Consider the following 26,184-nt stretch of genomic DNA (forward strand, 5'->3'; position numbering starts at 1 on the left):
CCGTTGCGCCACTGTAGGCAGCCAGGCCAGGGGGATCAGAGCTTGCGATCGAGGCGGTCGTTCTGGCTGATCAACACCAGGGCGATGGTGATCGGCACCACCACGATCACTGCACCCGCAACGAGGCTGCTCAGGAAGTTGGCGAGGGAAGGCGTCATGGCGGGGCCAGCTCTCAGGCATCAAGCGTCGCGAAATCCTAAGCAGTGGCGGCGGCTTCCTACGCTGCAGGCCCAGCTGCTTAGAGCTTTGTGACGGCCCTGCCACCCACGTCCCCGTCCTGGTTGCCGGTGCTGTCAGGGCTGCACCTGGTTTTGGGGTTGGGGCTGGCGCTCTGGACCCTGCTGTTTCTGTTCCGGATTGTGCTCACCTGGTACCCCCAGGTGGATCTGAGCCGCGGTGCGATGCGGCTGGTCGGCGCCCCGACCGAGCCCGTGCTGGCTGCCACGCGGCGCCTCATCCAGCCGATTGGCGGGGTGGATGTCACCCCGGTGGTGTGGGTAGGCCTGCTGAGCCTGGTGCGCGAGCTGTTGGTGGGCCAGCAGGGATTGGTCAGCCAGGTGCTGATGCGGGCCCAGGCCGGTTTGGTCGGCTGAGTTCAGGCCGGGGGCAGCATCTCCTGCTCAACAAATTTGGTGTGCACGTCGCCGGCCAGAAATTCTGGCCGGTCCAGCAGCTGCAGGTGGAACTCGATCGTGGTGGGAATGCCGGTGACGGCGCACTCGGAGAGGGCCCGCCGCAGCCGCTTGAGGGCGTGTTCGCGATCCGTACCCCACACGATCACCTTGCCGATTAGCGAGTCGTAGAAGGGCGGAATCTCGTAGCCCGTGTACACGTGGCTATCGACCCGCACGCCGGGGCCGCCGGGGGGGAGCCAGCCGGTGATTTTGCCGGGGGCTGGGCGGAAGTTTTGGCGGGGGTCTTCGGCGTTGATGCGCACTTCGATGGCGTGGCCGCAGAGCTTGATCTGCTCCTGGGTCACGGAGATCGGTTCGCCGCCGGCGATGCGCAGCTGCTCGGCGATCAGGTCGACCCCGGTGACCATTTCGGTGACCGGGTGCTCCACCTGGATGCGGGTGTTCATCTCCATGAAGTAGAAGGCGCCGCTGCGGTCCACCAGGAATTCCACGGTGCCGGCGCCCTCGTAGCCGATGGTGCGGGCGGCGGCCACGGCGGCCTCGCCCATCTGGCGGCGCAGGTCGGCGTTGATGGCCACGCTTGGGGCCTCTTCCAGCAACTTCTGGTGGCGGCGCTGGATCGAGCAGTCGCGCTCGCCAAGGTGCACCACGTTGCCGTGGCGATCGGCCAGCACCTGCACTTCCACGTGCCGGGGCCGGTCGATGAACTTCTCCATATAGAGCCCCGGGTTGCCAAAGGCTGCTTCGGCTTCGCCCTGGGCGGCCTTGAACAGGCTCTCGAGTTGCTCGGGCCCGGGCACCAGGCGCATGCCCCGGCCGCCGCCGCCGGCGGTGGCCTTGATCATCACCGGGTAGCCCATCTCAGCCGCCAGCCGGCGGGCCTCGTCCACGCTCTGCAACAGCCCTTCGCTGCCGGGGATGGTGGGCACGCCCACCAGCTGCATGGTGGCTTTGGCCGTGGACTTGTCGCCCATCGAGCGGATCGCCTCCGGCGACGGGCCCACGAAGGTGAGGCCGTGGTCGGCGCAGATCTCGGCGAAGCGGTCGTTTTCGGCCAGGAAGCCGTAGCCGGGGTGGATGGCGTCGGCACCTCTGGAGGTGGCCGCCGCCAGAATGTTGGGGATGTTGAGGTAGCTCTTGCTGCTGGGCGCCTCGCCCACGCACACCGCTTCATCAGCGAGCTGCACGTGCAGCGCGTTCTTGTCCACCGTGCTGTAAACCGCCACGGTGGGGATGCTGAGCTCCCGGCAGGTGCGCAGGATCCTCAGGGCAATTTCGCCACGGTTGGCGATCAGCAACTTGCCGATGGACATCCGCGACGACTCAGCAGAACCAGGCCAATGCGGACTGTATCAGTGCTGCTAGAGCCCGCTTTCCAGGGGGTTCCCGGAGGGGCAATGGGTATATTGCTCGGACCGGAGCGCCTCCAGCGATCCGTACCACATGCGGATGTGGTGGAATTGGTAGACACGCACGTTTGAGGGGCGTGTGGCTTCGGCCTTACGAGTTCAAGTCTCGTCATCCGCATTTCTTTTTTCCGGCTCTCCCAGCTGATGCATCCGGCACCGGTGTCGATCGTGCTGGTGAGCAACGGGCCCGGTGAGCTCTCCACCTGGGTACGACCCCTGGCCCTGCGCCTGCAGCGCTTGATGCCGCTGCGGCCGGCCGTTGCTGGAGCCGCCTGCAGCTTGCAGCTCGTGCTGGTGCCCTGCCCGAATGGCACCGGCCGGGAACATCACGCCGCCGGAAGCTGGGGGCTGTTCGAGCGCATCGTGCCGGCTCGGCAGTTTTGGGAGCTGTTGCTGCAACCCCGGCGCTTCGGCCCCTGGAGCCGTCAGGGGGTGGTGGTGTTTTTAGGGGGGGATCAGTTCTGGACGGTGCTGCTCTCGGCGCGCCTCGGCTACCGGCACCTCACCTATGCCGAATGGGTGGCCCGATGGCCCGGATGGAACGATCGGATTGCGGCGATGGGGCCCCTGGCGGCCGGTCGGCTGGCGCCGCGCTGGGCCGAGCGCTGCACGGTGGTCGGCGATCTGATGGCTGATCTGTCGGAGTCGGCCCGCAGCGATGCGCCGCTTCCCGAGGGCGAGTGGGTCGCCCTGCTGCCGGGCTCCAAGCGGGCCAAATTGCGTGTGGGCGTGCCGTTCCTGCTGGAGACGGCCGATCGCCTGGCGGCGCTACGACCGGACTGCCGTTTCCTGTTGCCCCTGGCCCCCACCACCAGCGTGGAGGATTTGCTCGCCCAGGCCGGTGCGGCCAATCCGATCGCCCGGGCCTACCGATCCGGGGTGCCCCGGCTGCTGGGTGCCGATCTACTGGAGACGCAGGCCGGCACCCGCCTGCAGCTGGTGCTTGAAAATCCAGCCCACAGTGCCCTGAGCCAATGCGCCCTGGCCCTGACCACCGTGGGGGCCAACACGGCGGAACTGGCGGCGCTGGGGGTGCCGATGTTGGTGCTGGTGCCCACCCAGCACCTGCACGTGATGCAGGCCTGGGATGGCTTGGCCGGCCTGCTGGGGCGCCTGCCGCTGCTGCGTTGGCTGTTTGGGGTGCTGCTCACGGCCTGGCGACTGCGGCACCGGGGTTTTCTGGCCTCCCCCAACATTGCCGCCGGCCGCATGCTGGTGCCCGAGCGGGTGGGGGGGATCACGCCGGAGGGCATTGCCGCTGAGGCCGCCGACTGGCTGGCGGCACCCGAACGCCTGGAGGGCATGAGGGCCGATCTGCGCAGCCTGCGCGGCCAGCCCGGGGCGGTGGCCAGCCTGGCGGCCCTGGTGCAGGAACTGCTGCCCCCTGACGCGAGGGGCCCCGGCCCAGGTGCCTAGGGTTGCCACCAGCGTTCTGATCGTTCCTATGGCTGATGCCGCCAGCACCCCCGACCCTTCGGCCTGCGGCCTCGACAGCGGCCTGGCCCGCGGGGCCAGCGAGGAGCAGTGGCGCCAGAAGCTCACCCCCGAGCAGTTTCGGATTGCGCGCCAGGGCGGCACCGAGCGGGCCTTCACCGGTGCCTACTGGAACAACAAGGGCAACGGGATGTACCACTGCATCTGCTGCGATGCCGAGCTCTACAGCAGTGCCACCAAGTTTGATTCCGGCACGGGCTGGCCCAGCTTCTGGGATGGGGTGAAGCCGGGGGCCATCAGCACCCACACCGATAGCTCCCACGGCATGGTGCGTACCGAAATCCGCTGCGCCAACTGTGACGCCCACCTCGGTCACGTGTTCAATGATGGGCCGGCCCCCACGGGCCAGCGCCACTGTGTCAACTCAGCGTCGCTGGCATTCCGCGAGCGCTGAGCGGCGGCTGAGGGGGCACGATTCAGCGCAGCCCCTCACCAGGGGTCGGCCAGGTCCTCGGCGTCCACGTCCAGCGGTTCGCGCGTAGGCGTGGGGGCTGGACGACGTTCCGGTTGACGGGCCTCCAGGGGCCGCCTCTCCACGGGGCGGGGCTCGGAGGCGCGGATTTCTGGGGCGATGGGTTCGGGCTCGAGCGGCCGCCGGCGCTCCTCATATCGGGGCTCCTCATATCGGGGTTCTTCGTATCGGGGTTCTTCGTATCGGGGTTGCTCGTAGCGGGACTCCTCCTCATCGAGGTAGCGGCGCTGGCGCAGCGGCTCCCGTTGACGCTGGGCATCGAGCTCGACGTAATCAAGCTCCTCTTCGGGCTCCATGGCCCGGCTGGTGGCCGGCTGGATGCGGCGTTGTTCCTGCACCGCCGGCTGACCCGGGGCTAACTGGTTTTCCACCGGCACCATGCCGCTGCGGTAGCGCTCCCGCTCCTCCTGCTCCCAGCTGGGCCCGCCGATGCCGAGCTTCTCGAGCAGGCCGGAGCCCAGTTGCTTGAGCTTGTCTTCGGCGCCCTCGTAAACAATGATTCGATCGGGACCGCTGCTGACGATCTCCTCGACCGTGAGCTCCCAGGTGCTCAGCACGCCCTCGCCGAGCAGGGGCACCCCCAGGGCGCCGATCACCAGGGTGGCCAGCTCGCCGGTTTCGATGTCGAAGCTGAAGCCGAGCACCCGTCCCAGCTGGTCGCCCGCCTCGGTGATCACCTGGCAGTTGATCACCTTGCCGTAGCGGTCGGGGTTGAAACCCTCCGCCAGCGAATCGGCAGAATCCACCAGGATCACGTCGCCCACCTGGCGAATCCGATCGAGGGGCATCCAGCGCGGCAGGCCCGGCAAGAAACGGGTGAGCGGGTTGTCACGCAGGCCCAGCGCCACCACCTCGCGCCGGTCGATGTCCACCACCACCTCACCCACCACCCCCAGCCGCCGGCCGGTGTCGCGGGTGATCACCTGGGTGCCCATCAGCTCGGAGCGCAACCAGAGGCGATCGCTCGGCGCGGCTGCTCCGAGATCAGCAGAGGGGGGAATGGAGGAGGTCAATGAAAGGGTCGTGCCCGTGGCCCAATCGGCCCATTGTGGCCCACCTGGCTCGACGGGGAAGGGGGCGGTGGCTCAGGCGGCGGGCGGTAACCCGACCACCTGGGTGTGGGCGCCCCGTGCCTGGGTGACCCCGATGGTGCGGGTAGCGGCGGCGATCATCGGGCGCCGGTGGCTCACCACCATGAACTGGGCCTGGTCGGCTTGGCTGGCGATCAGGGCGGCGAGCCGCTCCACGTTGACCCCATCGAGGAAGCTGTCCACCTCGTCGAGGGCATAGAAGGGCGACGGGCGGAAGCGCTGCAGGGCAAACAGGAAGCTCAGGGCGGTGAGGGATTTCTCGCCGCCGCTCATGGCATTGAGGCGCCGCACCGCCTTGCCCTTGGGGTGGGCCACCAGGGTAAGGCCGCCCTCCAGGGGAGCCTCGGGGTTTTCCAGCTGCAGATGGCCTTCGCCGTCGGAGAGACCCGCGAAAATCGTGCGGAAGTGGCCATCCACCGCCGTGAAGGCCTCCAGGAAGGCTTCCTGGCGCAGGGTCGCCACGGTTTCGATGCGCAGCAGCAGCTCTTCCCGCTCCTTGCTGAGCACCTCCAGCCGCTCCTCCAGCTCCGCCAGCCGGGTTTCGAGTTGCTCCAGCTCCTCGAGGGCCAGCATGTTCACCGGTTCGAGGGCCTCCATCCGCGCCTGCAGGCTGCGGAGCTCGGTCTGCAGAGCCTCCAGCCCGGCTTCGCGCACCTCCTCGGGGATCTCCGGCAGGGGATCGGGCAGCTCCCGCTCCAATTGGGCGAGGCGCAGTTGGTCGCCGCGCAGCTGCTCTGCCAGCGACTCCAGCTCCTCGCCCAGGCGCTGCACCTCCCACTGCCGCTGTTGCAGGGCCTGGCGCTGGGCTGCCAGCTGGGCTTCGGCCGCATCGCGGGCCCGGCGCCGCTCGCCGAAACGGGTCTGTAGCTCCTGTTGCTGGGCTTCGAGGGTGCTGCGGCGCTCCTGGTCGGCCTGGTGCTGTTCCTTCCAGCGGGCCCGCTCTGCCACCAGCGCGTTGACGGCGCTCACCAGCCGCTGCTCATCGGCCGCGAGGGCCTCGAGCTGGTTGCGCAGCCGCTCGGCGGCGAGGGCCCGTTCGCGGCGGGCGGCCAGGAGTTCATCGCGTTGGCGCCGGGCGGCAGCCAGGGCGGCGTCGGCGGCTTCCAGTTCGCTCTGCAGCCCCTGCCAGCGGGCGGCATCGCCGGAGGCCTGCACCGCGGCTTCGGCCTGCTCGAGGGCGGCGCGTTGCTGCTGCAGGGGGATGAGCAGCGCCTCCAGCTCCTGCTGGCGTTGCAGATCCGCATGCAGGGTGGCCTGGAGCTGGCTGAGGCGGCTACCGAGTTGCTGCTGGCGTTGCAGCTGGGGGGCCAGGGTGCGCTGGGCGGCGCTGCGCTCGGCCTCGAGGGCCGCCTGCCGTTGCTGGTGCTGCAGCAGCTGGGGGCGCAGGGCCTCGAGCCGCTGGCCCAGCTCGGCCTCCTTGCGGCGGCAGGCCAGCAGGCTCTCGCCCAGCTCCAGCAACCGCTGGCGCAGGGGAGCGGCCTCGTCGCCCTCCTGGGCGCGGCCGAAGCTGAGCTGGCCGCCGCGCTGCTGCAGGCTGCCGCCGGTCATGGCGCCGCTCTTTTCCAGCAATTCGCCATCGAGGGTCACGGCCCGGCAGCTGCCCAGCTCGCGGCGGGCGTTGGCCAGGCTGTCGAACACCAGGGTGTCGCCGAAGACGTAGCGGAACACCTCGGCATAGACGGGCTCGTGACGTACCAGATCCACCGCCTTGCCGATCAGTCCGGTGCCGCCGGCCCCAGCGCCGCCCCGCTGCAGTGCCGCTCCTGAGCTGGCACCGCCGCCGGAGCCCCCCCGGATCTTGTTGAGCGGCAGGAAGGTGAGCCGGCCAGCCCGGCGGGTTTTGAGCAGCTCGATCGCCCGGGCGGCGATGCGGTCGTCGTCGACTACCACCTGGCCCAGCCGCCCGCCAGCGGCCACTTCCAGCGCCAGGCGCACCCGCTCCTCCACCTCGCCCAGCTGGGCCACGGGCCCGTGAATGCCGTCGAGGCCGGCCTCCAGCAACACCCGCAGGGCGCCGGTGCCGCGGCTTTCCTGCAGGGTTTCGCGGCGGCTGTCGAGCCGGGCGATCTCCCGCTCCAGCTGGGCTTGCTCCTGCTCCAAGCGACTGCGGGTGCGCTGCTGCAGGGCCAGGGCTTCGGCCAGCTCCTGCACCTGCTGCTGCTCCTGACGGGTGGCCTCCAGCACCTGCTGCCAGGCGCTCTCGGTGGCCACCAGCTGCTGTTGGCCGCTGCGATGGCTGAGGCCCTCCTGCTGCTCCTCCTTCTGCAGTTCGGCCAGCCGCTCCTGGTGCTGCCGCAGCCGCTCCTGCAGCTGCTGGCGCTCCGCTTCCAGGGGGCCCAGCTGGTCGGCCAGTTGCTGGCGGGCCAGGCTGCGCTGCTGCTGCTCCTCCATCCAGCTGCCGGAGCGGCCCGCCACCTCGCCCAGGCGGCGGCGGGAAAGTTCCACGGCGGCTTCGGCGCTGCGGCAGGTCGCCTCGGCGGCATCGAGTTCGGCCTGGTCGGCGCTGTCGTCGAGGGCCTGTTGTTGCTCGCGCAGGTCGCCCTGGCTGTGGGCCCGCTCCTGGCGTTGGCGCTGCAGGGCTTCGGCGTCGAGCTGGTGTTTCTCGGCCTGGCGGGCCAGTTCGCGGCCGCTGGCCTCCAGACCCGCCAACTCGGCCTGCACGGCCAGGAGCTGGTCTTCGCCGAGGGCCTTCACCTCAGCCTGAAGCTGCTCGAGGGCGGTGGCGGCGGCGGTCAGTGCCTCCTCACCGGTTGCAATCGCTTCCCGCTCGCTCAGCTGCTGGGCGGTGAGGGTTTCGCGGCGGCGTAGCAGGGCCGCCAGGCCAGTCTGGGCGGCTTCGAAGGCCAGCACCTGCTCCTGCAGCCGGCCGCTGTGGTGGCGCTGGCGCAGGTCTTGGTAGGTGCGGGCTTTGGCGCAGTCGCGCTCCAATTTCTGGCGGGAGCTGAGCAGCTCCTGCTGCACGATCGCGCAGCGCTCCTGGCGCTCCTGTACCTCGTCGAGCTTGCCGCGGGTCTGTTCGATGCGGCTGTCGAACAGGGCCACGCCGGCCAGCTCATCGATGATCCCGCGCCGGTCGCGGGCGCTCATCGAGACGATTCGGGTCACGTCGCCCTGCATCACGACGTTGCTGCCCTCCGGGTCCACCCGCAGGCGCCGCAGCTGGCTCTGCAGTTGCTGCAGGTTGCAGGGCACGCCATCGGCGCTGAAGCTGCTGGCGTAGGTGCCGCCCGGCGCCACCCGCAGGCGCCGGCTCACGGTCCATTCGGTTTGCCCGGGCTTGATCCAGGGGCCCTCCTCGGGCGGCTCCAGCCCCGTTTCCGCCTCATCGGGCTGCCATTCGCTGAGGTCGAAGCGCACGCTCACCGACGTTTCGGCGGCCTTGCCCGCGCGCAACATGGCGCTGTTGATCAGGTCGGGCAGGCGGTCGGCGCGCATGCCGCGGCTGCTGGCCAGGCCGAGGCAGAACAGCACCGCATCCAAAATGTTGCTCTTGCCGGAGCCGTTCGGCCCGGTCACCACCGTGAATCCTTCTTCCAGCGGGATCGTCATCGACCCGCCAAAGGACTTGAAATGGGTGAGCTCGACCTGATTGATGTGAACCAACAGGCCCGTGCGCCGAGCAGCAGAAATGTAGCGGAGGGTTTCGAAAGCTCAACCCCCTCCTTAGCTTGAGGGCTGCGTTGCGTTGTCGCCTCCCTCTCCATGACCGCCGAGACGCCTCCCCGCGTTGCCAGCCCCGAGGGCTTCCGCGACCGATTTGAGACCCTGATTCCCACCATTCAGCGGGAGTGGCCCGCCGTGGCCCGTCAGACCCTCGAGGCCACCCGGGGCAGCTTTGATGAGGTGGTGGAGGTGATCGCGAGCCAAAGCGGCCGCACCGCCACGGTTGTGAAGGACCAGCTGCTGGAGCTGCTGGAGGTGGCCGGTGACCAAACCAGCCGCCTGGCCGACAACCTGGCGCCGATGGAAGCCCAGCTCGAGAGCCTGCTCGATGAGCTGAATGCCTCACTGCGACCCCGCATTGAGAAGCCCGTGCGGGAGCGTCCGCTGATGGCGATCGGCATCGCCACGGGCGTGGGCGTGTTGCTGGGTCTGCTGCTGGCTTCGGGCCGGCGCTCGGCATGACGGATCAGAACGAGCCGGGGCCTTCCCAGGAGCGGGAGGCGCGCAGCGGCGTGGCGAGGGTGGCGGCCGGTCGGGTCGGCGCCCTGATGACCTCGGTGATGGATCTGCATGTGCGGATCGCCCTGCAGGAGGTGGACCGGGAGAAGCGGCGGCTGATCAGTGGCGCCCTGCTGCTCAGCGGGGGACTGGCCCTGCTGCTGCTGGCCCTGATCGGCGCCGAGCTGGCCCTGCTGCTGTGGCTGCGTGAGGCCCAGGGGCTCAGCTGGATCCACGCTGCTCTGGCCGTGGCGGCTCTGGATCTGGTGCTGGCCGGGGTGTTTGTGCGGGTGGGCGGCCAGCTGGTCAAGGGCCCCTATCTGCCCCAGACCACCGCCGGCCTCAGCAAAACCACCCGCGCGATCCTGGGCCGCTGAGCTGGGGGGTGCCGGGGTGGGTGGCTTGAATCGCTGTTTTGCAAGTGATGAACAACTTGTTCAACAACCTCTGAAACCCGTTTGGGCCCGTGGCCTCTTTGGGGAGCTGATCCACAGGCCCTGATTCACAAGCCCCTTAACTACAAGCCCTGAGTCAGCGGATCTCGTAGTGCAGCCAGCGGCAGTCGATGCCGCCGTTGCTGATCGGAATGCGACGGCTGGCCTTCATCTTCAGGGCGCCGGTGAGCTCGGGGTTGCCGCTCAGCAGCCACAGGCTCCAGCCGCTGCAGCGCTCCTTCATCATTCGGCCCAGATCGGCGTAGAGCGGTTCGAGGGCGTCCCGTTCGCCGATGCGCTCGCCGTAGGGCGGGTTGCACACCAGGATGCCGGGGCCCGCGGGCGGCTGAAAATCGCGGCAGTCGCCCAGGCGCAGATCGAGCGCCTCGGCCACGCCGCCGGCCTTGGCATTGCTGCGTGCCTGCTCCAGCACGGCGGGATCCTGCTCCATGCCCACGATTGGCGGTAGGGGATCGACGCTGGCGAGGGCCAGGGCGGTGGCGGCCTGTCGCTCCTGCTGCCAGAGCTGGGGGTCGAAGTCGGGCCAGCGCTCCAGGGCGAAGTGCCGGCCCAGCCCCGGCGCCAGCCCCAGGGCCAGCCGTGCCGCTTCGATCAGCAGGGTGCCTGAGCCGCAGAGGGGATCGGCCAGGGGCACGCTGCCATCCCAACCGGTGAGGGCGATCAGGCCGGCGGCGAGGTTTTCCTTCAGCGGAGCCAGGCCCATGGCGGCGCGGTAGCCGCGGCGGTGCAGGCTGCCGCCGCTGCCATCAAGGCTGAGGTTCGCCTCGCCCCCGCCTAGGTGCAGGTGCAGGGCCAGATCGGGATCGTCGAGGTCGACGGAGGAGCGGGCGCCCCACTGCTGGCGTTGCAGGTCGACCAGGGCATTTTTGACCTGCAGGGCGCTGTAGTGGCTGTGGTTGAGGCCGGGGGCGGTGCCGGTGGCATCCACCCGGAAGCTGGTGCCGGGGGGCAGCCAGCGGCTCCAGTCGACGGCGCGCTGCACGCCGTCATAGAGCTCGTCTTTGCTGCTGCAGGGAAAGTGGGCCAGCTGGCGCAGCAGCCGGAAGGGCAGGCGGGCTTGCAGGTGCAAACGGTAGAAGCCGGCCAGATCGCTCTGGAAGCGCACGGCCCGGAGTAGGGGTGAAACGGCTCGGCAGCCCAAGGCCGTGAGCTCGGACGCCGCGGCGTTTTCGAGGCCCGGTGGCACCACTGCCACGCCATGGATTGGTCCGCCGTTGATCGGTTCGGTGATGCCCACCCCTGCGTCCACCTTTGGCTGCTGCCACAATGCATGAGTCCGGTTTCGGCCGGACTAGGTGATCCACACCGGTGCTTCGGACAGCGGTTCGATTCCGCTCAGCTCCACTTCATGGGGCTGCAATGGTTTCGACGGGGTATGAGGAGGGTGACTGAAGCCTGCTCGGTAAGAGCAAACACGTAACAGCGAACAACATCGTTCGTTTCTCCCGTCAGACCGCCCCTGTGGCTGCCTGACCCTTTAAGGGAGATGGGGTGAGGTCAGCCTTATCACCCAAATGACCCATGGGCCCTGGAAGGGGCCTTTTCATTGGCTGAGCGATGGCATGTCCCCACTGCGGCAGTTGGTCGGTTAAGGCGGATCGTGGCCTGGCTGGACGACTGGTGTGTGGACGCTGTGCCCGCCCGTTGGGCAGGGCCCAGCCGTCTAGGCGGCGGCGCATCAGGGCGAACCCCAACCGCTTGTCCCTGGGAATGGCCTTGGCAGCGCTGGTGTCGCTAGCGGTCCTGCTGGCGGTTTGGGATCTGCAGCGCTCGCGCTGGCAGGCTCCGCTTGATCGTTCCCGTCCCGCGGATTCGCTGCCAGCCCTCTAACGGCCTATCGCCAGGATCAATGCTGGCTGTGGTCGCCACCACTCTGGTAGCCACTCCACACCTTGAGCTCTTCGATGGTCTGCACCCCTTCGAGGCGTGGCTTGCCGGCCAGCTCCCAGGTGGGAAAAGCGCGGATTTTGGCGGCCGTGCACACAGCCCGGCCGTCGTCGGTTTTGTCGCACTCCACATAGGGGAGGCGGTTGCCAGCTTCTTTGCCAAACAGATTCTTTTGCTGGAAGCAGGCGGGACACCACCAGGCTCCGTAGAAGATGGCGCCCTTGGCGTGCAGATGGGCGCTGAGGGACTTCTGCTCAGGGGTGGAGGCTGCCAGCGCCTCCCCAAGGGTGGGGGTGGTGGAGGCGGCCGGAGCATTGGCGCCGCTGCCGGCACTGGCCGTGGCCGCAAAGCCCAGCAGCGCCGTGCTCAGGGCAATCAGCAGGCCGGAGCGCAGGGAGCTGGAAGCTGCCATGAACGGAGCAGGGGAGGGTTTGAGGGTAGGGCGATTGCGCGGCGTTTTCACCCGGATGTGAGCAAAACCACAGGCCTGTTCTCTGGCCTTGTTTTCGGTGTGGCGTTCGGCCTTCCGCCCTTCCAGGCGCCTGCGAATCCCCCTCGCGGCTGAGACACTGGTCGCCAGCGGTGGAGCCTTGGTCGATGAGCGCAAACGGCTACCGCGATTACTTCAAGGTGCTTGGGGTCGAGCGCGGTGCCGATGCCGATGCGGTCAAGCGTGCCTTTCGCAAGCTGGCCCGTCAGTACCACCCGGATGTGAACCCCGGTGATGCGGGGGCCGAGGCCAAGTTCAAGGAGGTGAGCGAGGCCTATGAGGTGCTCTCCGACCCCGACAAGCGCCGCCGCTACGAGCAGTTCGGCCAGTACTGGAGCCAGGCTGGTGGTGGCTCCGGTATGGGTGGCGTCGATGTGGATTTCGGCCGCTACGGCAACTTTGACGACTTCATCAACGATTTGCTCGGACGCTTCGGCGGCCCGGGCGGCGGTGGCGGGGCACCGGGTGGCTTTGGCTTTGGCTCCGGTTTTCCCGGCGGTTTTGGTGGACCGGGCTTTGGCGGACCAGGTTTTGGGGGACCCGGTGGGGCTGGCCGTGGCGCTCCGATCAATCTCGATGCTGAGGCCAGCATCAGCCTTTCTTTTGCCGATGCCTTCCGCGGCTCGGAGCGCACCCTGGCGGTGAACGACGAGCGCGTGCAGGTGCGCATTCCACCCGGGGTTAAGCCCGGCAGCCGGCTGCGGCTCAAGGGCAAGGGCAACCTGCAGCCCGGCACGGGACGCCGCGGCGATCTCTACCTCAACCTGCAGCTGCAGGACCATCCGGTGTGGAAGCTCGATGGCGATCAGCTGCGGGCCGAGTTGCCCCTGAGCCTCGATGAGCTGGCCCTTGGCGGCGAGGTGCGGGTGGCCACCCCCGATGGCGAGGCCTCCGTGCAGGTGCCGCCCGGCATGACCCTGGGCCGCAGCCTGCGGCTCAAGGGCAAGGGTTGGCCCCTCAAGGAGGGCCGCGGCGACCTGCTGCTCACCCCGGTGCTCAAGCTGCCCGACCAGCTCAGTGCCCAGGAGCGCCAGTTGCTGGAGCAGCTGCGGGCCGCCCGCAGCGCCGATCCTCGGGCGGGGTGGATCCAGGCGGCCCGTCTCTAGGATCCGCCCTAGCCACACCGCCGTCATGGAGCTCACTTACCGTCCCCGCCGTTTGCGCCGCACGCCGGCCCTGAGGGCGATGGTGCGGGAGCATCACCTCAGCGCGGCTGATTTCATCTATCCCCTCTTCGTGCATGAGGGTGCCACCAACGAGCCGATCGGGGCCATGCCCGGTGCGATGCGCTGGAGCCTCGAAGGACTGGCGCAGGAAGTGGGCCGGGCCTGGGATCTCGGCATCCGCTGCGTCGTGCTGTTCCCGAAGGTGGCCGATGGCCTTAAAACCGAGGACGGCGCCGAATGCTTCAACGAGGGTGGTCTGATCCCCCGTGCCATCCGCCGGCTCAAGCAGGAGCATCCCGGCATGGCGATCATGACCGACGTCGCCCTCGACCCCTATTCCTGCGACGGCCATGACGGCATCGTCAGCGAGGAGGGGGTGGTGCTCAACGACGACACCGTGGCCATCCTCTGCAAGCAGGCGGTGGCCCAGGCTCGGGCCGGTGCCGACCTGATCGGCCCCAGCGACATGATGGATGGCCGCGTTGGCGCCATCCGCGAAGCCCTCGATGAGGAGGGTTTCGAGCACGTGGGGATCATCAGCTACACGGCCAAATACGCCTCCGCCTACTACGGCCCCTTCCGCGAAGCCCTGGATTCGGCCCCCCGCGCGGCCGCCGGCAAGCCCATTCCCACCGACAAGAGCACCTATCAGATGGATCCGGCCAATGGCCGCGAGGCCATCCTCGAGGCCCAGCTCGATGAGAGCGAGGGGGCCGACATTCTGATGGTCAAGCCCGGCCTGGCCTATCTCGACATCATTCACCGGCTGCGAGGCGAATCGGAGCAGCCGATCGCCGCCTACAACGTCAGCGGTGAATACGCCATGGTGAAGGCTGCCGCCGAGAAGGGCTGGATCGACGAGCGGGCGGTGGTGCTGGAAACCCTGCTCTGCTTCAAGCGGGCCGGCGCTGATCTGATCCTTACGTATCACGCCTGTGATGCAGCCCAGTGGCTGCGCCAGGGCTGACCCACTTGACCCCCATGACCCCTGCTCCCAGCCCTGCCGCCCACACCCTTGGCCACGTGGCCTTGCGGGTGCAGGACATGGAGCGCGCCAAGGCCTTTTACCTAAGGCTGGGCCTGCAACTCACCTGGGATGCCCCCGACTGGGCCTACCTGGAGTGGCCCGGCGGCGGCCGCGGCATCGCTCTGCTGAGCCCGGAGTACAAGGCGGCAGGCCCCCACTTCGCCTTCCATTTCCGTGATCGGGCTGAGGTGGATGCGGTGCACGCCCAGCTGGTGGCTGCCGGCCAAGCCTGCGGCCCGGTGCACGACCACCGCGACGGCACTGCCAGCTTCTACCTGCAGGATCCGGAAGGCAATTGGCTGGAGATGCTCTACGAGCCCCCCGGCGGTATCCCCTCCAACCTGGCCGGGTGACGACGTTCGCCGACCCCTCAGCTCCGATTCAACAGGACGCACTGGAGCTGCTGGAGTGGCCGCGGCTGGCGGAGCAGCTGGCCAGCTTTGCCAGCACGCCCCCCGGCCGGCGCGCCTGCTTGGAGCTGCCCCTGCCGGCTTCACTGGCCGCCAGCCGCAGCCTGCTGGCGGAAACCACCGAGCTGCTGGGGCTCGATGGCCTGCTGGAGGGGGGGCTGAGTTTCCAGGGCGTCGCCGACATCGCGCCGCTGGTGGCCCTCTGCGCCAAGGGCGGCACCGCGGCCGGCGAAGACCTGCTGGCCCTGGCCGGCACCCTGGCGGTGGCGCGCCGGCTGCGGCGGCAGATCGACGATTCAGAGCTGAGGCCGGAGTGCTCGGCCCTGGTGGCTGAGCTGCGCACCCTGCCGGAGCTGGAGCAGCGGCTGCATTTCTGCCTGGAGGAGGGCGGCCGGGTGGCCGATCGGGCCAGCCCGCCCCTGGAGGGGCTGCGCCGGCAGCTGCTTGGCGTGCGTTCGGAACGGCGGGAGCGGCTGCAGGAGCTGCTGCGCCGCTTGGGCTCGCTGCTGCAGGACACAGTGGTAGCCGAGCGCAATGGCCGGCCGGTGCTGGCGGTGAAGGCCGGTGCCGCCGGCCAGGTGCCGGGGCTGGTGCACGACAGTTCGGCGTCGGGGCAGACGGTGTTCATCGAGCCCCAGGCTGTGATTGCCCTGGGCAACCGCATCCGCGACCTGGAGGGGCGTGAGCGGGAGCTGGAACGGCAGGTGCTGATGGCCCTGAGCGCCCAGGTGGGGGAGGAGGCTGAGGCCCTAGCGGGGCTGCAACAGGTGCTGTTGCGACTGGACGCGGGTGTGGCCCGGGCCCGCTATGGCCAGTGGCTGGGGGCGGTGCGGCCCGAGCTGGCGGCCGAGCCGGAGGCCCCCTTTGAGCTGCGCGAGCTGCGCCACCCGCTGCTGCTCTGGCAGCACAAGCGGCAGGGCGGCCATCCGGTGGTGCCAGTGAGCCTGGTGGTGGCACCGGAGCTGCGGGTGGTGGCGATCACCGGCCCCAACACCGGTGGCAAGACCGTCACCCTGAAGAGCGTGGGGCTCGCGGCGCTGATGGCCCGCGCCGGGCTGTTTCTGCCCTGCAGCGGCACGCCAAGGCTGCCCTGGTGCGCCCAGGTGCTCGCTGACATCGGCGATGAGCAATCGCTGCAGCAAAACCTCTCCACCTTCAGCGGCCACATCCGCCGGATCGCCCGCATCCTCGATGCCCTGCCCGATGGTGCCGGTGCGGCGGCAACCCCATCCGGCGCGGCCCTGGTACTGCTCGATGAGGTGGGGGCCGGCACCGATCCGCTGGAGGGCTCGGCCCTCGCCACGGCCTTGCTGAAGCATCTGGCCGATCGCGCCCGCCTGACGATCGCCACCACCCACTTCGGCGAGCTCAAAGCTCTCAAATACAACGATCCCCGTTTCGAGAACGCTTCGGTGGCCTTCGACGTGGAGACCCTCTCCCCCACCTACCGGTTGCAGTGGGGGATCCCGGGCCGCAGCAACGCTCTGGCTATCGCCCGCCGGTTGGGCCTGGGGGAGGCTGTGCTCGAGCTTGCCGCCGCCCAGCTGGAGCCCCTCGGCGAGGGCGAGGTGAACCAGGTGATCGCGGGTCTGGAAGACCAGCGCCAGCGTCAGCAGGAGGCCGCCGAGGAGGCTGCTGCCCTGCTGGCCCGCACCGAGTTGCTGCATGAGGAGTTGCTGCTGCGTTGGCAGCAGCAAACCCAGCAGAGTGCCGAGCTGCAGGAGCAGCGGCGCCAGCAGTTGGAGCGCTCGATCCGCCAGGGGCAGAACGAGGTGAAACGGATCATCCGCCGTCTGCGCCAGGGCCACGATGCCAGCCGCGCTGAACTGGGTGAAACCGCCCGTCAGGCCGGCCAACGCCTCAAATCCCTGGAGCAGCAGCACCGCCCCGCCCCGGAGCGGCGGGAGCACCGCGGCTGGATGCCCGCCGTGGGCGATCGGGTGCGGGTGCTGTCGCTGGGCAAGGCTGGAGAGGTGCTGGCCCTGGCCGATGACGGTCGCGAACTCACCGTGCGCTGTGGGGTGATGCGGCTGACGCTGGAGCTGGCGGGTATTGAGGGCCTCCATGGCGAGAAACCCAGCCCGCCGGAGGTGCGGGTGCAGGTCAAGGGGCAGCGGGGGCTGGGCGGCCGTGGCCCCGACGTGCGCACCGAGGGCAACACGGTGGATGTGCGGGGCCTACGGGTGCACGAGGCCGAGGCGGCGGTGGAGGAGCGGCTGCGCGGCGCCAATGGGCCGGTGTGGGTGATCCACGGCATTGGCACCGGCAAGCTCAAACGCGGCCTGCGCCAGTGGCTCACCACCGTGCCCTATGTGGAACGGGTGAGCGATGCCGAGCAGGGCGACGGCGGCCCGGGCTGCAGCGTGATTTACGTGAAGTAGAGCCCTCTAGCCAAACGAGGGCAAGCGCGGCTCCGCGGTGGCGGGTTGGGCTATCAGGGGTAGGGCATCTCCGGCGGCATCGAACAGGCGCCAGCCACGGGGATCGACATCCAGGTGCAGCGTGGATCCGGGCGGCAGGTTGTCTTCGGGGCCGACCCGCACCTGCACCAGGTGATCACCCTCCTCGAGGCGGCAGGTGAGCAGCTGCTCGTTGCCGAGGGCTTCGCCATGGCTCACCTCGGCCCGCAGGTTGCGGTTGGTGGCGGGTGCCAGCCGGAAGTGCTCGGGCCGCAGTCCGCCGGTGAGCTCCTGCCCGGCCCGCGCGGCCAGGACCTCGGCCAGGGGGCCTTCCACCGCCAGCTTGCGGCTGCCCAGTTGCAGCTGGCCGGCGCCGATCGCCTCCACCGGCAGCAGGTTCATCGCGGGGCTACCGATGAACTGGGCCACGAACAGGTTGGCGGGCCATTGGTAGAGCTCCATCGGCGTGCCCAGCTGTTGCAGCCGACCGGCGTTGAGCACGGCAATTCGGTGTCCCATCGTCATCGCTTCCACCTGGTCGTGGGTCACGTAGAGGGTGGTGGTGCCCAGCCGCCGCTGCAGCTCAACGATCTGGGTGCGGGTGCCGGTGCGCAGCTTGGCGTCGAGGTTGCTGAGCGGCTCATCCATCAGGAACACCGCCGGCTGGCGGGCGATGGCGCGGCCCAGGGCGACGCGCTGCTTCTGGCCCCCGGAAAGTTCCTTGGGCAGGCGATCGAGCAGGTGGTCGAGCTCCAGGGTCTCCGCCACCTCGGCGATGCGTTGGGCGATGCGCTCCTCCCGCCGGGAGCGCACCTGCAGGGGCCCGGGCAGCCGCCGGGAGGCCAGGTGCAGGCTGTCCTGCAGCTGCTGCAGGGCGGTGCGGTGGCGGCTGCGGCGCAGACCGAAGCCGATGTTGCCGCCCACCGTGAGATGGGGGTAGAGCGCGTAGCTCTGAAACACCATGGCCACGTCCCGCTGGGCTGGACGCAGCTGGCTGACGGGCCGGTTGCCGACGTAGATCTCGCCGTGGCTGGGCTGCTCTAGGCCCGCCAGCAGCCGCAGCAGGGTGCTCTTGCCACAGCCCGAAGGCCCTACCAGCACCAGAAATTCGCCGTCCTGGATCTGCAGATCCAGCTGCCGCAGCACCTCCACCGGATCGCTTCCCCTGCGGGGTGGGTAGGTCTTGCTGACCTGCTCGAAGCGAACCTCTGCCAAAACGGCCCTTCAGACGGCGCGATCCTAGGTTTGCCCCAATGCAATTCATTGATCAGGCCCGCATCGCGGTCAAGGCCGGCCGGGGCGGCGACGGAATCGTGGCCTTCCGCCGCGAAAAATATGTGCCGGCGGGCGGGCCTTCCGGCGGAGATGGCGGCCGCGGCGGCGACGTGCTGCTGGTGGCGGATGCCAACCTCCAGACCCTGCTGGATTTCAAGTACAAGCGACTGTTCGCGGCCATCGATGGCCGGCGGGGTGGCCCGAACCGTTGCACCGGCGCCAGCGGCGATCCCCTGGTGATCAAGGTGCCCTGCGGGACGGAGGCGCGCGACGCCCGCACAACCATCCTGCTCGGCGACCTCACCGATCCCGGCGATGCCTTGTTGGTGGCGTTGGGCGGCCGCGGCGGCCTCGGCAATGCCCACTACCTCAGCAACCGCAACCGGGCGCCTGAGAAGTTCACCGAGGGCAAGGAGGGTGAGGAGTGGATGCTGCAGCTGGAACTCAAGCTGCTGGCGGAGGTGGGGATCATCGGCCTGCCCAACGCCGGCAAGAGCACCTTGATTTCCGTGCTCTCGGCGGCCCGGCCCAAGATCGCCGACTATCCCTTCACCACCCTGGTGCCCAACCTGGGGGTGGTGCGCCGGCCCAGCGGTGATGGCACCGTGTTTGCAGATATCCCTGGCCTGATCGCCGGAGCGGCCCAGGGTGCCGGCCTCGGCCACGACTTCCTGCGCCACATCGAGCGCACCCGGCTCCTGATCCATCTGATCGATGCCAGCGTCGACGACGTGTTGGCCGATGTTCAGGTGGTGGAGCGGGAGCTGACGGCCTACGGCCACGGCCTGGACCAACGGCCTCGGCTGGTGGTGCTCAACAAGATCGAGTTGCTCGACCCCGTTGCGCTGGAGGCTGAGCTCGAAGGTTTGCGCCAACACGTGCAGGCCCGTGGAGGTCCGCCCGTTCTGGCCATCTCAGCTGCGGCTTCGAAAAATTTGCCCGAGCTGCTGGCCGCGGTGTGGCAGCAGCTCGGGATTGCTCAGGTCTGATCGGTACCGAGGCCGAAGGGGTGCTCAGTCGTCGTACACGCGGCACTCAGGAGCGGAGGGGTTGAGGTCGCAGAAGACTTCCAGCGGCGTGGGGTCGTGGCTGTCTTCAGGGTGGTGCTCCTTGAACTCCTGGAGGCCCTGCAGCTCCTCTTCCAGGTGGCGCACTTTGCCCAGGTCGCCAGCGGCCCGGGCGGCTTCGATCTCGCTCTGGTCCTTCTGGATGTGCTCGTCGATGCTTTTCATTCGGATACCGGCTGCCTAAGGCCGGAACTCACCGCGGCTCACCATACGGGCGCCGAACCACCTTGCGCCTTTCTGTTGCTTGCTGCGGATCTGCCCAGGCGTGGCTAGCAGCAGGAAAAGCGCATTGCGGGGGATCCCCATGGCACGCATCAAGCAGCGGCGCGGTCGGCACTTCATGGATGAGAACGGGCGTCTGTTCTGGATCAACGGTCCTGAGGAGCACTGCTACCTCTCTGAGCAACGCCAGTGGCGGCGGGGCCTGAGCTTTGACGATGTGTTGGATTGGAAACAATGTGCGCCTAGTGGCCTGGTGAGTCAGCGCTTTCCCTCCCTGCAGGCCGTCTGTGAGGCCCATGAGCATGGCCTGATCATCTGGTATCAGGATCTCTATCTGCGGCGCATGGGTGACCAAATGGCCGCCCACCGCGCGGCCGACGACTACAAGCCCACCGCCATGAAGGAGGCCGAAGCCCACGGCGCCCGGGTGCGTCGCCAGCCCTGGCTTCTGCCAGAACCAGCCGGCCCGGTCTGTGGCCTGGCGCCGCGACAGCGCGGCGCCACTGAGGGCCCCCTGGAGATGGCCCATCCCCACCGCCGGCGCCGCTCGGCTGCGGCGATGGCAACGCCCTCACCCCGTTAGCTCGCTGAGGGCCAGCCAGCGCTCTTCGCCCGCGTGGATCCGCTCGCTCAGCTGGGCCAGGTCGTGGGTGAGCGCCTCCAGGGCGGTGTAGTCGCTGCCCCCGCTGGCCAGGGCCTGCTCCAGCGCGCGGCGCTGCTGCTCCCACTGCGGCAGGTTGGTCTCCAGGTCGGCCAATTCGCGGGTTTCCTTAGAGCTGCGGCGCCGTGGCTGGGTGCTCCCGGCCGGCGCGGTTTTGGGGGGTGGGCTTTGCGCCTGAGGTGCGGCGGACGCCTGGGATGGGGCCTGGCGAGCGGCGCTGGCCTCCAGGTAGGCGCTGTAGTTGCCCTCGAAGCGCTGCAGTTCGCCGTTCTCGAAGCAGAACAGCCGGTCCACAGTGCGATCGAGGAAGTAGCGGTCGTGGGAGACCACCACCACGCAGCCGCGGAAGTCTTCAAGGAAGTCTTCCAGCACGCTCAGAGTTTGCACATCGAGGTCGTTGGTGGGTTCGTCAAGCAGCAGCACGTTGGGCGCCTCGACCAGCAGCCGGCACAGGTGCAGCCGCCGCCGTTCACCGCCGGAGAGCTTGCCGACCGGCTGGTGCTGCTGGGCCGGCGGGAACAGAAAGCGCTCCAGCAGCTGGGAGGCGCTCAGCTCTTCACCATCCACCGACACCCGGCTGGCAGCGGCCTGCACCACCTCCAGCACCTTCTGGTCGGGTTTGAGCAGCACGTCGCTGTGCTGGTCGAAGTAGGCCAGCTTCACGGTGGAGCCCAGCTCCAGGCTGCCGCTGCTGGGTTGGCGCCGCCCGGCGATCACCTCCAGCAGGCTCGACTTGCCCACGCCGTTGGGCCCGATGATGCCAATCCGGTCCTCCGGGCTGAAGTCGTAGCTGAAGGCTCGCAGCAGCGGCCGGGCTGCGGGGCCCTCACCGGCGCTCACCCCCAGCTCCTCGGCGGTGATCGCCCGCTTGCCGAGCCGCCGGCTGGTGGTGGCCAGGCTCACCTGGCCACGGCTCTGGCGCTGGGGAGCTTCCCGCATCGCCTCAATGCGCTGGATCCGCGCTTTCTGCTTGGTGCTGCGGGCCTTGGGGCCCTGCCGCAGCCAGGCCAGCTCTCGCCGCAGCGTGCCCTTGAACTTGGCGGCCGATGCCGCTTCTGATGCCTCCTCCTCGGCCTTGTGGGTGAGGTAGGTGGCGTAGTTGCCGGCGTAGCTACGGGCCAGGCCCCGATCCACCTCCACGATGCGGCGGGTGACCCGATCCAGCACGTAGCGGTCGTGGGTCACCAGCACCAGGGCGCCCGGGAAGCGGTCGAGATAGCTCTGCAGCCACTCCACGCCGTTGGCGTCGAGGTGGTTGGTGGGCTCATCCAGCAGCAGCACGTCCGGCTCGGCCACCAAGGCGGCGGCCAGGGCCACCCGCTTGCGGTAGCCGCCGGAGAGGTCGCCCACCTTGCGGTCGATGTCGGCGATGCCGAGCCGCTCCAGCACCTCGCGGCACTGCTGCTCCAGGCCCCAGGCGTTGAGCTGGTCCATGCGGCCGTGCAGGTCGCTCAGCCGGGCCAGGGCGGTGGCGTTGTCGGGGCTGTCGGCTACGGCCTGGCTGAGGGCTGTGTGTTGCCGCAACAGGGCCATCTTCTCGCCGCTGCCGGCAAACACCTGTTCCAGCAAGGTGTGCGCTGGGTCGAGTTCCGGCTCCTGGTCGACCAGCACCACCCGGGTGCGGGGGGCGCAGCGCCGCTGGCCGCTGCCCAGGGGCTCATGGCCGGCCAGCACCTTCAGCAGGGTGCTCTTGCCGGCGCCGTTGGGGCCGATCAGCCCCAGCCGCTCCCCCTCGCCGATATGCAGGGTGAGGCCCTCAAACAGGGTGCGGATGCCGAAATCCTTGCCGGCCTCCACCAGGCTGATCAGGCTCAAGGCGCCACTCCGGCTGCGGGGTCAGCCCCGCCTGCAGCCTGGGCCTTGAGATACACGAACACGCTCTTGTCACCCACGTCGGCCGCGGCGGGCATGGGGAATTTGCGCAGGCACAGCACCAGCAGCAAAGCGCTTTCCAGGCCGAGCAAGGCCGTGCTGATCGGAGGCTGGAGCAGGCCACTGAGGTGGCCGAGCAGGGCCAGCGGCAGCAGCAGCGTCACCCCGATCGCCTCGGGCCGGCGGAAGCAGAAGAATTCCTTGAAACCCACCCCCGCCAGGGCGGCGAAGAAGGGGCCGATCGCCAGCACCCAGAGGCGTTGGTTGGCGAGGGCCGGCAGCATGCCTTCGGGGCCGCGGCTGGCCGCCAGGGCGAGTGCTCCGATGCAGCCGAGCAGCCAGAACAGCTGCAATGCCCGGTGCAGCGGCACCAGGTAGATGTGAATCCAGCGCAGGGCCAGGCCCAGCCCCGCTGCCATCAGCAGCATCCATGGCCACACCAGTCCCGGCCCCAGCTGACGCCACTGCAGCAGCAACCCCGCCTGGCCCACGGCCACGGCGGTGAGGGCCAGGCGATAGCCGAGCACCTCGCGCCGGTCGGTGGCATCGATGGTGTAGGGGCCGTACACCCCCTCAAACACCGGATCGCTCATGGTGGTGCCCTGGATCACGGATCAACTGGATCGGCCCAGGCCCCTGGAACGGGGCGGCCTGACACCAGTGTGGCGAGCGGTGGCCCGGCGGGAATGATTCCGGAGGGATGCAGGGGGAACAGGGCTCCGAAATAGTCGCGGCGCCAGGCCTGTGGCCAGCAGGTGCTGGCCACGCCGGGCAGCCCGTGGAAGCGCTGCCGCCAGTCCCATAGGGCCGGCAGCTGCCAGAGGGGCAGGCGGCTGCAGCCAAACAGGGGCGCGTAAACCAACTCCAGGCGGATCAGCGTGGGAAACAGCACCACGTCGGCCAGGCTCAGTTCGGCCCCACTCATCCAGGGCGTCTGCTCGAGGGCCCGATCCGCGTCGCTCAGTGCCGCAAACAGCGCTGCTTCGGCCCGGTTGTAGGCGCCCTGGCTGCGGGCGAAGCCGCAGCGGTACACCCCATCGTTGACAGCGCTCTGCAGCCGTTCGCGCCAGTGCGTGGTGGTGGCCTCTTGGGCGGGGGGCTCCAGATTGGTCCCGTCGGGGCAGGGCCAGCGGTTGAGCAGCTCGATCAGCCGGGCGCTTTCGCCCACCAGGATGCGCCGCTCCCGGCGGGAATAAAGCGCTGGCACCGTGGCCCGCTGCCCGGGATCGGCCCCGGAGCGCCGGTAGAGCTCGATCAAGGTGGTGCAGCCCTCAAAGGGCTCAGCGAAGCGCCAGCGGCCTTCCTCGGGATCGGGATCCACCACCACCAGGGTGATGCTGGACGCCAGTTGGCGCAGGCTCCACACCAGCCAGGCCCGGTGGGCCCAGGGGCAGCTGCGGCCCACGATCAGCACATGGCCATCGGCTGCGGCGGCATCGCTGGGCAGCGGCGGCAGGGCGATGAAGGCCCCGGCGGGCCGGCGGTAGTTGCCATCGGCATCGGCGGGCCCCAGGCCGCCCATCAGCTGACGCCATTGCCAGTGCCAGAGCGCCCGGGCCGTGCGCACCAGGGGGGCAGGAGGGGCCATGGTTGCGGTAGCGGCAAGGGTCTGAATCTGCGTCAGGCTGGCCCCGAAATCCAGCGCCTGGCACCAGCCATCCCCCGATGAGCCCGATTTCAGCGCCGGCCAAGGTCTTGGTGGTGGCCGGCACCCATGGCAATGAGCGCAATGCCCCCTGGCTGCTGGAGCACTGGCGCCGCCACCCAGAAGCCCTGCCGCGCCACGGCCTCGACCTGGAGCTGGTGATCGGCAACCCCGCCGCCCATGCCCGCAATCGTCGCTACCTCGAACGCGATCTCAACCGCTGTTTTGCTGCGGAGCTGTTGGCGGATGTCTCCCAGGATGGGGCGGATCTGCAGCGCGCCCGGGAGCTGGTGGCCAGCCATGGCCCAGAGGCCGAAGACCCCTGCCTGGTGGCACTGGATCTGCACAGCACCACCAGTGCCATGGGCAACGCGCTGGTGATCTACGGCCGGCGTCCGGCCGATCTGGCCCTGGCGGCCGGCATTCAGGGGCTGCTGGGCTTGCCGATCTACCTGCACGAAGCCGATGCAGCCCAAACAGGCTTTCTGGTGGAGCGCTGGCCCTGTGGCTTGGTGATCGAAGTGGGGCCGGTGCCCCAGGGGGTGATCCAGGCCCAGATCTGCCGCCAAACCCAGCTGGGGGTGGAGGCGGCTTTGGCGGTGTTGGCAGCGGCGCAGCGGGGAACGCTGCGGCTGCCGGCGGAGCTGGTGGTGCATCGCCATCTGGGCAGCCTGGATTTGCCCCGTCACCCCGATGGCACGCCCAAGGCCTGCCTGCATCCGGCGTTGCAGCACCGCGACTGGCAACCGCTGCATCCGGGTGATCCGGTGTTTGCCGATCCGGGTGGGACGACCCTCAGCTTTGAGCCGCCCCCTGGCCTGGAGGGCCAGCCCGTTTGGCCCGTGTTCGTCAATGAAGCGGCCTACGGCGAGAAGGGCATTGCCCTGAGCCTCACTCGTCGTGAATGCTGGCCGGTCTCAGCCGCCTGGTCTGCAGCCCTTTCGGCTGTGGCGTCCAAGCTGGCTCAGCGCGGGACGCCGTTGTAATCAACGCCGAGCACGCTGCGGCCATCTGTGGAAATACGGATCTCGGTTTCCACGCTGGGGGCCAGGTCCAGTTGCTGCCAGCCAGGGGCGCCACCAAGGAAGCGGAAGAGATAGCCCTCGTTGGTGTTGCTGATCAGGCACTGGTTGCCGGCGCTGGCGGTTTCGTACATGCATTGCGCTGGCCGGTACACGCTCAGGCCTCCGTTGCTTTGGATGGCTGTGTTGCGCGCCAGGTTGAGGGCCCGCACGGCGCTGAAGGGCACGGGGGCATCGGCCTGGGCCTGCGCCACCAGGGGCGCCTGCAGGGCCAGGCCGCCGGCCAACAGGCCTGGGCCGAGCAACATCGCCGCGGCAGCAAGAGGGGAGCGCATGGATTCAGGGCTTTTGTGGGCTCTAGCTCAACCTGGGGCCCCACTCCTGTCAAGCGGGATCAACCGCACACCAGGGTCGACTGCTCTTTGGTGCAGGGCAAATCGCTCGTGGTGCCGTCGGCCCAGTAGATGCGGAGCCGGTCGTCTTGAGTGCCGCTGCGGTACGTGAGCGACTTGATCGCCCCAGCTGGAGGTTTGCCGGCTGGATCCGCCCCGTTGCCCGGGGTCACGGCGTTGAGCTTCTGCTCCAGCTGCTGAATCTTGAGTTCGAGTTGCTCCTGGCGCTGAAGCACCCGCTGCAGTTCGGCAGACGGTTGCCGTTGACAGCCCCCGATCAGGAGTGCGGTGCTGGCCAGCGCCACCAGGGCGGCACGGATGGGCAGGGCTTGAAGCGTGGAGGGCAGTGCCATGCCGGAGAAGGTCCTGTGCAGGGAAACTCCTAGCAGTGGCAGCAGCGGCTGGCTACGGATTGCCGCCATAGCCCGCCAGGATCGCCACCCATCAGCTGCGCTAATCAGAGTCATCAGCAGCCCTGCGGCATCCAGGCCGCGGCTTTCTCACCATCACCGCAATCTTCCGTTACAGTTGCAAGCGACGGGATTCCGTCCGGCTGTTTTCGCTTCTGCCCTTTCGGCAGATCGGATTCTCGCCTTCCATACCCGTTCCTCTGGAACACCCTTCTCTCGTTCTCATGACAACCACAATTCAGCAGCGCCAAGGCGCTTCTGCGTGGAACCAGTTCTGCGAGTGGGTCACCTCCACCAACAACCGCCTGTATGTGGGCTGGTTCGGTGTGCTGATGATCCCCTGCCTGCTGGCTGCCACCATCTGCTTCATCGTGGCGTTCATCGCCGCTCCCCCTGTCGACATCGACGGCATCCGTGAGCCCGTCGCCGGCTCCCTGATGTACGGCAACAACATCATCTCTGGTGCTGTTGTGCCTTCCAGCAACGCCATCGGCCTGCACTTCTATCCCATCTGGGAAGCCG

Annotated in this window: 25 protein-coding genes, 1 tRNA gene and 1 pseudogene; 14 read left to right on the forward strand and 13 right to left on the reverse strand. The window is 68.8% G+C overall.

Annotated elements, in window-relative coordinates; all coding sequences use genetic code 11:
* Positions 1-35: 35 nt before the first annotated feature.
* Entirely contained in the window at positions 36-158 is a 123-nt protein-coding gene (gene psbX, locus KBY70_RS11320) for a photosystem II reaction center X protein (protein ID WP_094561148.1), read from the reverse strand.
* Positions 159-248: 90 nt separating this feature from the next.
* Between psbX and KBY70_RS11325 the strand changes: the two genes are divergently transcribed.
* Positions 249-593 carry a YggT family protein gene (locus tag KBY70_RS11325; RefSeq protein WP_094561149.1) on the forward strand — a complete coding sequence of 115 codons (345 nt, stop codon included), beginning with the start codon at positions 249-251 and terminating at the stop codon, positions 591-593.
* 2 nt (positions 594-595) lie between these two features.
* On the opposite strand, the gene accC is transcribed toward KBY70_RS11325, so the two are convergent.
* Complete coding sequence (gene accC, locus KBY70_RS11330; protein WP_254988555.1) at positions 596-1,948, reverse strand: acetyl-CoA carboxylase biotin carboxylase subunit; 1,353 nt, start codon at positions 1,946-1,948, stop codon at positions 596-598.
* Between the two features lie 132 nt (positions 1,949-2,080).
* On the opposite strand from accC, the gene KBY70_RS11335 reads away from it, so the two are divergent.
* The 3 genes from KBY70_RS11335 to msrB all read left to right on the forward strand — a co-directional run bounded on the left by KBY70_RS11335 (position 2,081) and on the right by msrB (position 3,932).
* A tRNA-Leu gene (locus KBY70_RS11335) sits at positions 2,081-2,162 on the forward strand.
* A gap of 26 nt (positions 2,163-2,188) precedes the next feature.
* Entirely contained in the window at positions 2,189-3,460 is a 1,272-nt protein-coding gene (locus tag KBY70_RS11340) for a glycosyl transferase (RefSeq protein ID WP_094561151.1), read from the forward strand.
* A 28-nt stretch (positions 3,461-3,488) separates the two neighbouring features.
* Positions 3,489-3,932: a peptide-methionine (R)-S-oxide reductase MsrB gene (gene msrB / locus KBY70_RS11345; RefSeq protein ID WP_094561152.1), complete on the forward strand. Its 444-nt coding sequence runs from the start codon at positions 3,489-3,491 to the stop codon at positions 3,930-3,932.
* Positions 3,933-3,967: 35 nt separating this feature from the next.
* Here the strand turns inward: msrB and KBY70_RS11350 are convergent, their stop codons facing one another.
* Both KBY70_RS11350 and smc read right to left on the reverse strand, forming a co-directional pair.
* Positions 3,968-5,023 carry a PRC-barrel domain-containing protein gene (locus tag KBY70_RS11350; RefSeq protein WP_254988556.1) on the reverse strand — a complete coding sequence of 352 codons (1,056 nt, stop codon included), beginning with the start codon at positions 5,021-5,023 and terminating at the stop codon, positions 3,968-3,970.
* Positions 5,024-5,095: 72 nt separating this feature from the next.
* Entirely contained in the window at positions 5,096-8,704 is a 3,609-nt protein-coding gene (gene smc / locus KBY70_RS11355; protein WP_254988557.1) for a chromosome segregation protein SMC, read from the reverse strand.
* Between the two features lie 99 nt (positions 8,705-8,803).
* Between smc and KBY70_RS11360 the strand changes: the two genes are divergently transcribed.
* Together KBY70_RS11360 and KBY70_RS11365 are read left to right on the forward strand one after the other, a co-directional pair.
* A complete protein-coding gene (locus KBY70_RS11360) occupies positions 8,804-9,226 on the forward strand; it encodes a glycine zipper domain-containing protein (RefSeq protein ID WP_094561154.1) in 423 nt (140 codons plus the stop codon).
* Positions 9,223-9,639 (forward strand): phage holin family protein, encoded by a 417-nt coding sequence (locus KBY70_RS11365; protein ID WP_094561155.1) that lies wholly within the window; start codon positions 9,223-9,225, stop codon positions 9,637-9,639. The genes KBY70_RS11360 and KBY70_RS11365 overlap by 4 nt, the downstream gene beginning before the upstream one ends.
* Before the next feature lie 154 nt (positions 9,640-9,793).
* Here the strand turns inward: KBY70_RS11365 and KBY70_RS11370 are convergent, their stop codons facing one another.
* On the reverse strand, positions 9,794-10,966 hold the full coding sequence (locus KBY70_RS11370) for a class I SAM-dependent RNA methyltransferase (RefSeq protein WP_254988558.1): 1,173 nt from the start codon (positions 10,964-10,966) through the stop codon (positions 9,794-9,796).
* 597 nt (positions 10,967-11,563) lie between these two features.
* Entirely contained in the window at positions 11,564-12,016 is a 453-nt protein-coding gene (locus tag KBY70_RS11380; RefSeq protein ID WP_254988559.1) for a hypothetical protein, read from the reverse strand.
* Between the two features lie 185 nt (positions 12,017-12,201).
* Here KBY70_RS11380 and KBY70_RS11385 point away from each other — a divergent pair, with 185 nt between their 5' ends.
* The 4 genes from KBY70_RS11385 to KBY70_RS11400 are packed head-to-tail and all read left to right on the forward strand — an operon-like array spanning position 12,202 to position 17,078.
* Positions 12,202-13,200 carry a DnaJ C-terminal domain-containing protein gene (locus KBY70_RS11385; protein WP_254988560.1) on the forward strand — a complete coding sequence of 333 codons (999 nt, stop codon included), beginning with the start codon at positions 12,202-12,204 and terminating at the stop codon, positions 13,198-13,200.
* Positions 13,201-13,225: 25 nt separating this feature from the next.
* Positions 13,226-14,227: a porphobilinogen synthase gene (gene hemB, locus KBY70_RS11390; protein ID WP_254988561.1), complete on the forward strand. Its 1,002-nt coding sequence runs from the start codon at positions 13,226-13,228 to the stop codon at positions 14,225-14,227.
* A gap of 14 nt (positions 14,228-14,241) precedes the next feature.
* Complete coding sequence (locus tag KBY70_RS11395) at positions 14,242-14,640, forward strand: VOC family protein (protein ID WP_094561178.1); 399 nt, start codon at positions 14,242-14,244, stop codon at positions 14,638-14,640.
* Entirely contained in the window at positions 14,637-17,078 is a 2,442-nt protein-coding gene (locus tag KBY70_RS11400) for an endonuclease MutS2 (RefSeq protein ID WP_254988562.1), read from the forward strand. Before KBY70_RS11395 ends, KBY70_RS11400 begins: the two co-directional genes overlap by 4 nt.
* A 6-nt stretch (positions 17,079-17,084) precedes the next feature.
* On the opposite strand, the gene KBY70_RS11405 is transcribed toward KBY70_RS11400, so the two are convergent.
* A complete protein-coding gene (locus KBY70_RS11405; RefSeq protein ID WP_094561160.1) occupies positions 17,085-18,311 on the reverse strand; it encodes an ABC transporter ATP-binding protein in 1,227 nt (408 codons plus the stop codon).
* Positions 18,312-18,349: 38 nt separating this feature from the next.
* Here KBY70_RS11405 and obgE point away from each other — a divergent pair, with 38 nt between their 5' ends.
* Positions 18,350-19,360 (forward strand): GTPase ObgE, encoded by a 1,011-nt coding sequence (gene obgE, locus KBY70_RS11410; protein ID WP_254988563.1) that lies wholly within the window; start codon positions 18,350-18,352, stop codon positions 19,358-19,360.
* A gap of 24 nt (positions 19,361-19,384) precedes the next feature.
* Here the strand turns inward: obgE and KBY70_RS11415 are convergent, their stop codons facing one another.
* Positions 19,385-19,603, reverse strand: coding sequence for a CP12 domain-containing protein (locus KBY70_RS11415; RefSeq protein ID WP_254927535.1), 219 nt, complete (start codon positions 19,601-19,603; stop codon positions 19,385-19,387).
* A 139-nt stretch (positions 19,604-19,742) separates the two neighbouring features.
* On the opposite strand from KBY70_RS11415, the gene KBY70_RS11420 reads away from it, so the two are divergent.
* Positions 19,743-20,243 (forward strand): hypothetical protein, encoded by a 501-nt coding sequence (locus KBY70_RS11420; RefSeq protein ID WP_254988564.1) that lies wholly within the window; start codon positions 19,743-19,745, stop codon positions 20,241-20,243.
* Here the strand turns inward: KBY70_RS11420 and KBY70_RS11425 are convergent.
* Genes KBY70_RS11425 through KBY70_RS11435 form a run of 3 tightly spaced genes read right to left on the reverse strand, consistent with a single transcriptional unit; the run spans position 20,232 to position 23,781 of the window.
* Entirely contained in the window at positions 20,232-22,136 is a 1,905-nt protein-coding gene (locus KBY70_RS11425) for an ABC-F family ATP-binding cassette domain-containing protein (RefSeq protein WP_254988565.1), read from the reverse strand. The genes KBY70_RS11420 and KBY70_RS11425 overlap by 12 nt on opposite strands.
* Complete coding sequence (locus KBY70_RS11430) at positions 22,133-22,786, reverse strand: DUF2301 domain-containing membrane protein (protein WP_094561179.1); 654 nt, start codon at positions 22,784-22,786, stop codon at positions 22,133-22,135. The genes KBY70_RS11425 and KBY70_RS11430 overlap by 4 nt, the downstream gene beginning before the upstream one ends.
* 14 nt (positions 22,787-22,800) lie before the next feature.
* Entirely contained in the window at positions 22,801-23,781 is a 981-nt protein-coding gene (locus tag KBY70_RS11435) for a glutathione S-transferase C-terminal domain-containing protein (RefSeq protein WP_254988566.1), read from the reverse strand.
* Between the two features lie 77 nt (positions 23,782-23,858).
* On the opposite strand from KBY70_RS11435, the gene KBY70_RS11440 reads away from it, so the two are divergent.
* The gene (locus tag KBY70_RS11440) at positions 23,859-24,824 is read left to right on the forward strand and encodes an aspartoacylase (protein WP_254988567.1); all 966 of its coding nucleotides are present in this window, start codon (positions 23,859-23,861) and stop codon (positions 24,822-24,824) included.
* Here KBY70_RS11440 and KBY70_RS11445 read toward each other — a convergent pair.
* Together KBY70_RS11445 and KBY70_RS11450 are read right to left on the reverse strand one after the other, a co-directional pair.
* Positions 24,803-25,195, reverse strand: coding sequence for a hypothetical protein (locus tag KBY70_RS11445; RefSeq protein ID WP_094561167.1), 393 nt, complete (start codon positions 25,193-25,195; stop codon positions 24,803-24,805). The two genes, KBY70_RS11440 and KBY70_RS11445, sit on opposite strands and share 22 nt — an antisense overlap.
* 59 nt (positions 25,196-25,254) lie before the next feature.
* On the reverse strand, positions 25,255-25,605 hold the full coding sequence (locus KBY70_RS11450) for a hypothetical protein (RefSeq protein WP_094561168.1): 351 nt from the start codon (positions 25,603-25,605) through the stop codon (positions 25,255-25,257).
* A 281-nt stretch (positions 25,606-25,886) separates the two neighbouring features.
* Here KBY70_RS11450 and KBY70_RS11455 point away from each other — a divergent pair.
* Positions 25,887-26,184, forward strand: a pseudogene (locus KBY70_RS11455) (photosystem II q(b) protein); the annotation flags it as partial.

It is taken from the genome of Cyanobium sp. ATX 6E8 (assembly GCF_024346335.1).
Lineage (GTDB): Bacteria > Cyanobacteriota > Cyanobacteriia > PCC-6307 > Cyanobiaceae > Cyanobium_A.

Coding starts and splice junctions, on each gene's coding strand:
- accC (WP_254988555.1), bottom strand. CDS start 1,948: ATGTCCATCGGCAAGTTGCTGATCGCCAACCGTGGCGAAATTGCCCTG.
- KBY70_RS11360 (WP_094561154.1), top strand. CDS start 8,804: ATGACCGCCGAGACGCCTCCCCGCGTTGCCAGCCCCGAGGGCTTCCGC.
- psbX (WP_094561148.1), bottom strand. CDS start 158: ATGACGCCTTCCCTCGCCAACTTCCTGAGCAGCCTCGTTGCGGGTGCA.
- obgE (WP_254988563.1), top strand. CDS start 18,350: ATGCAATTCATTGATCAGGCCCGCATCGCGGTCAAGGCCGGCCGGGGC.
- KBY70_RS11430 (WP_094561179.1), bottom strand. CDS start 22,786: ATGAGCGATCCGGTGTTTGAGGGGGTGTACGGCCCCTACACCATCGAT.
- KBY70_RS11450 (WP_094561168.1), bottom strand. CDS start 25,605: ATGGCACTGCCCTCCACGCTTCAAGCCCTGCCCATCCGTGCCGCCCTG.
- KBY70_RS11440 (WP_254988567.1), top strand. CDS start 23,859: ATGAGCCCGATTTCAGCGCCGGCCAAGGTCTTGGTGGTGGCCGGCACC.
- msrB (WP_094561152.1), top strand. CDS start 3,489: ATGGCTGATGCCGCCAGCACCCCCGACCCTTCGGCCTGCGGCCTCGAC.
- KBY70_RS11385 (WP_254988560.1), top strand. CDS start 12,202: ATGAGCGCAAACGGCTACCGCGATTACTTCAAGGTGCTTGGGGTCGAG.
- KBY70_RS11365 (WP_094561155.1), top strand. CDS start 9,223: ATGACGGATCAGAACGAGCCGGGGCCTTCCCAGGAGCGGGAGGCGCGC.
- KBY70_RS11435 (WP_254988566.1), bottom strand. CDS start 23,781: ATGGCCCCTCCTGCCCCCCTGGTGCGCACGGCCCGGGCGCTCTGGCAC.
- KBY70_RS11420 (WP_254988564.1), top strand. CDS start 19,743: ATGGCACGCATCAAGCAGCGGCGCGGTCGGCACTTCATGGATGAGAAC.
- KBY70_RS11395 (WP_094561178.1), top strand. CDS start 14,242: ATGACCCCTGCTCCCAGCCCTGCCGCCCACACCCTTGGCCACGTGGCC.
- KBY70_RS11340 (WP_094561151.1), top strand. CDS start 2,189: ATGCATCCGGCACCGGTGTCGATCGTGCTGGTGAGCAACGGGCCCGGT.
- KBY70_RS11380 (WP_254988559.1), bottom strand. CDS start 12,016: ATGGCAGCTTCCAGCTCCCTGCGCTCCGGCCTGCTGATTGCCCTGAGC.
- hemB (WP_254988561.1), top strand. CDS start 13,226: ATGGAGCTCACTTACCGTCCCCGCCGTTTGCGCCGCACGCCGGCCCTG.
- KBY70_RS11445 (WP_094561167.1), bottom strand. CDS start 25,195: ATGCGCTCCCCTCTTGCTGCCGCGGCGATGTTGCTCGGCCCAGGCCTG.
- KBY70_RS11415 (WP_254927535.1), bottom strand. CDS start 19,603: ATGAAAAGCATCGACGAGCACATCCAGAAGGACCAGAGCGAGATCGAA.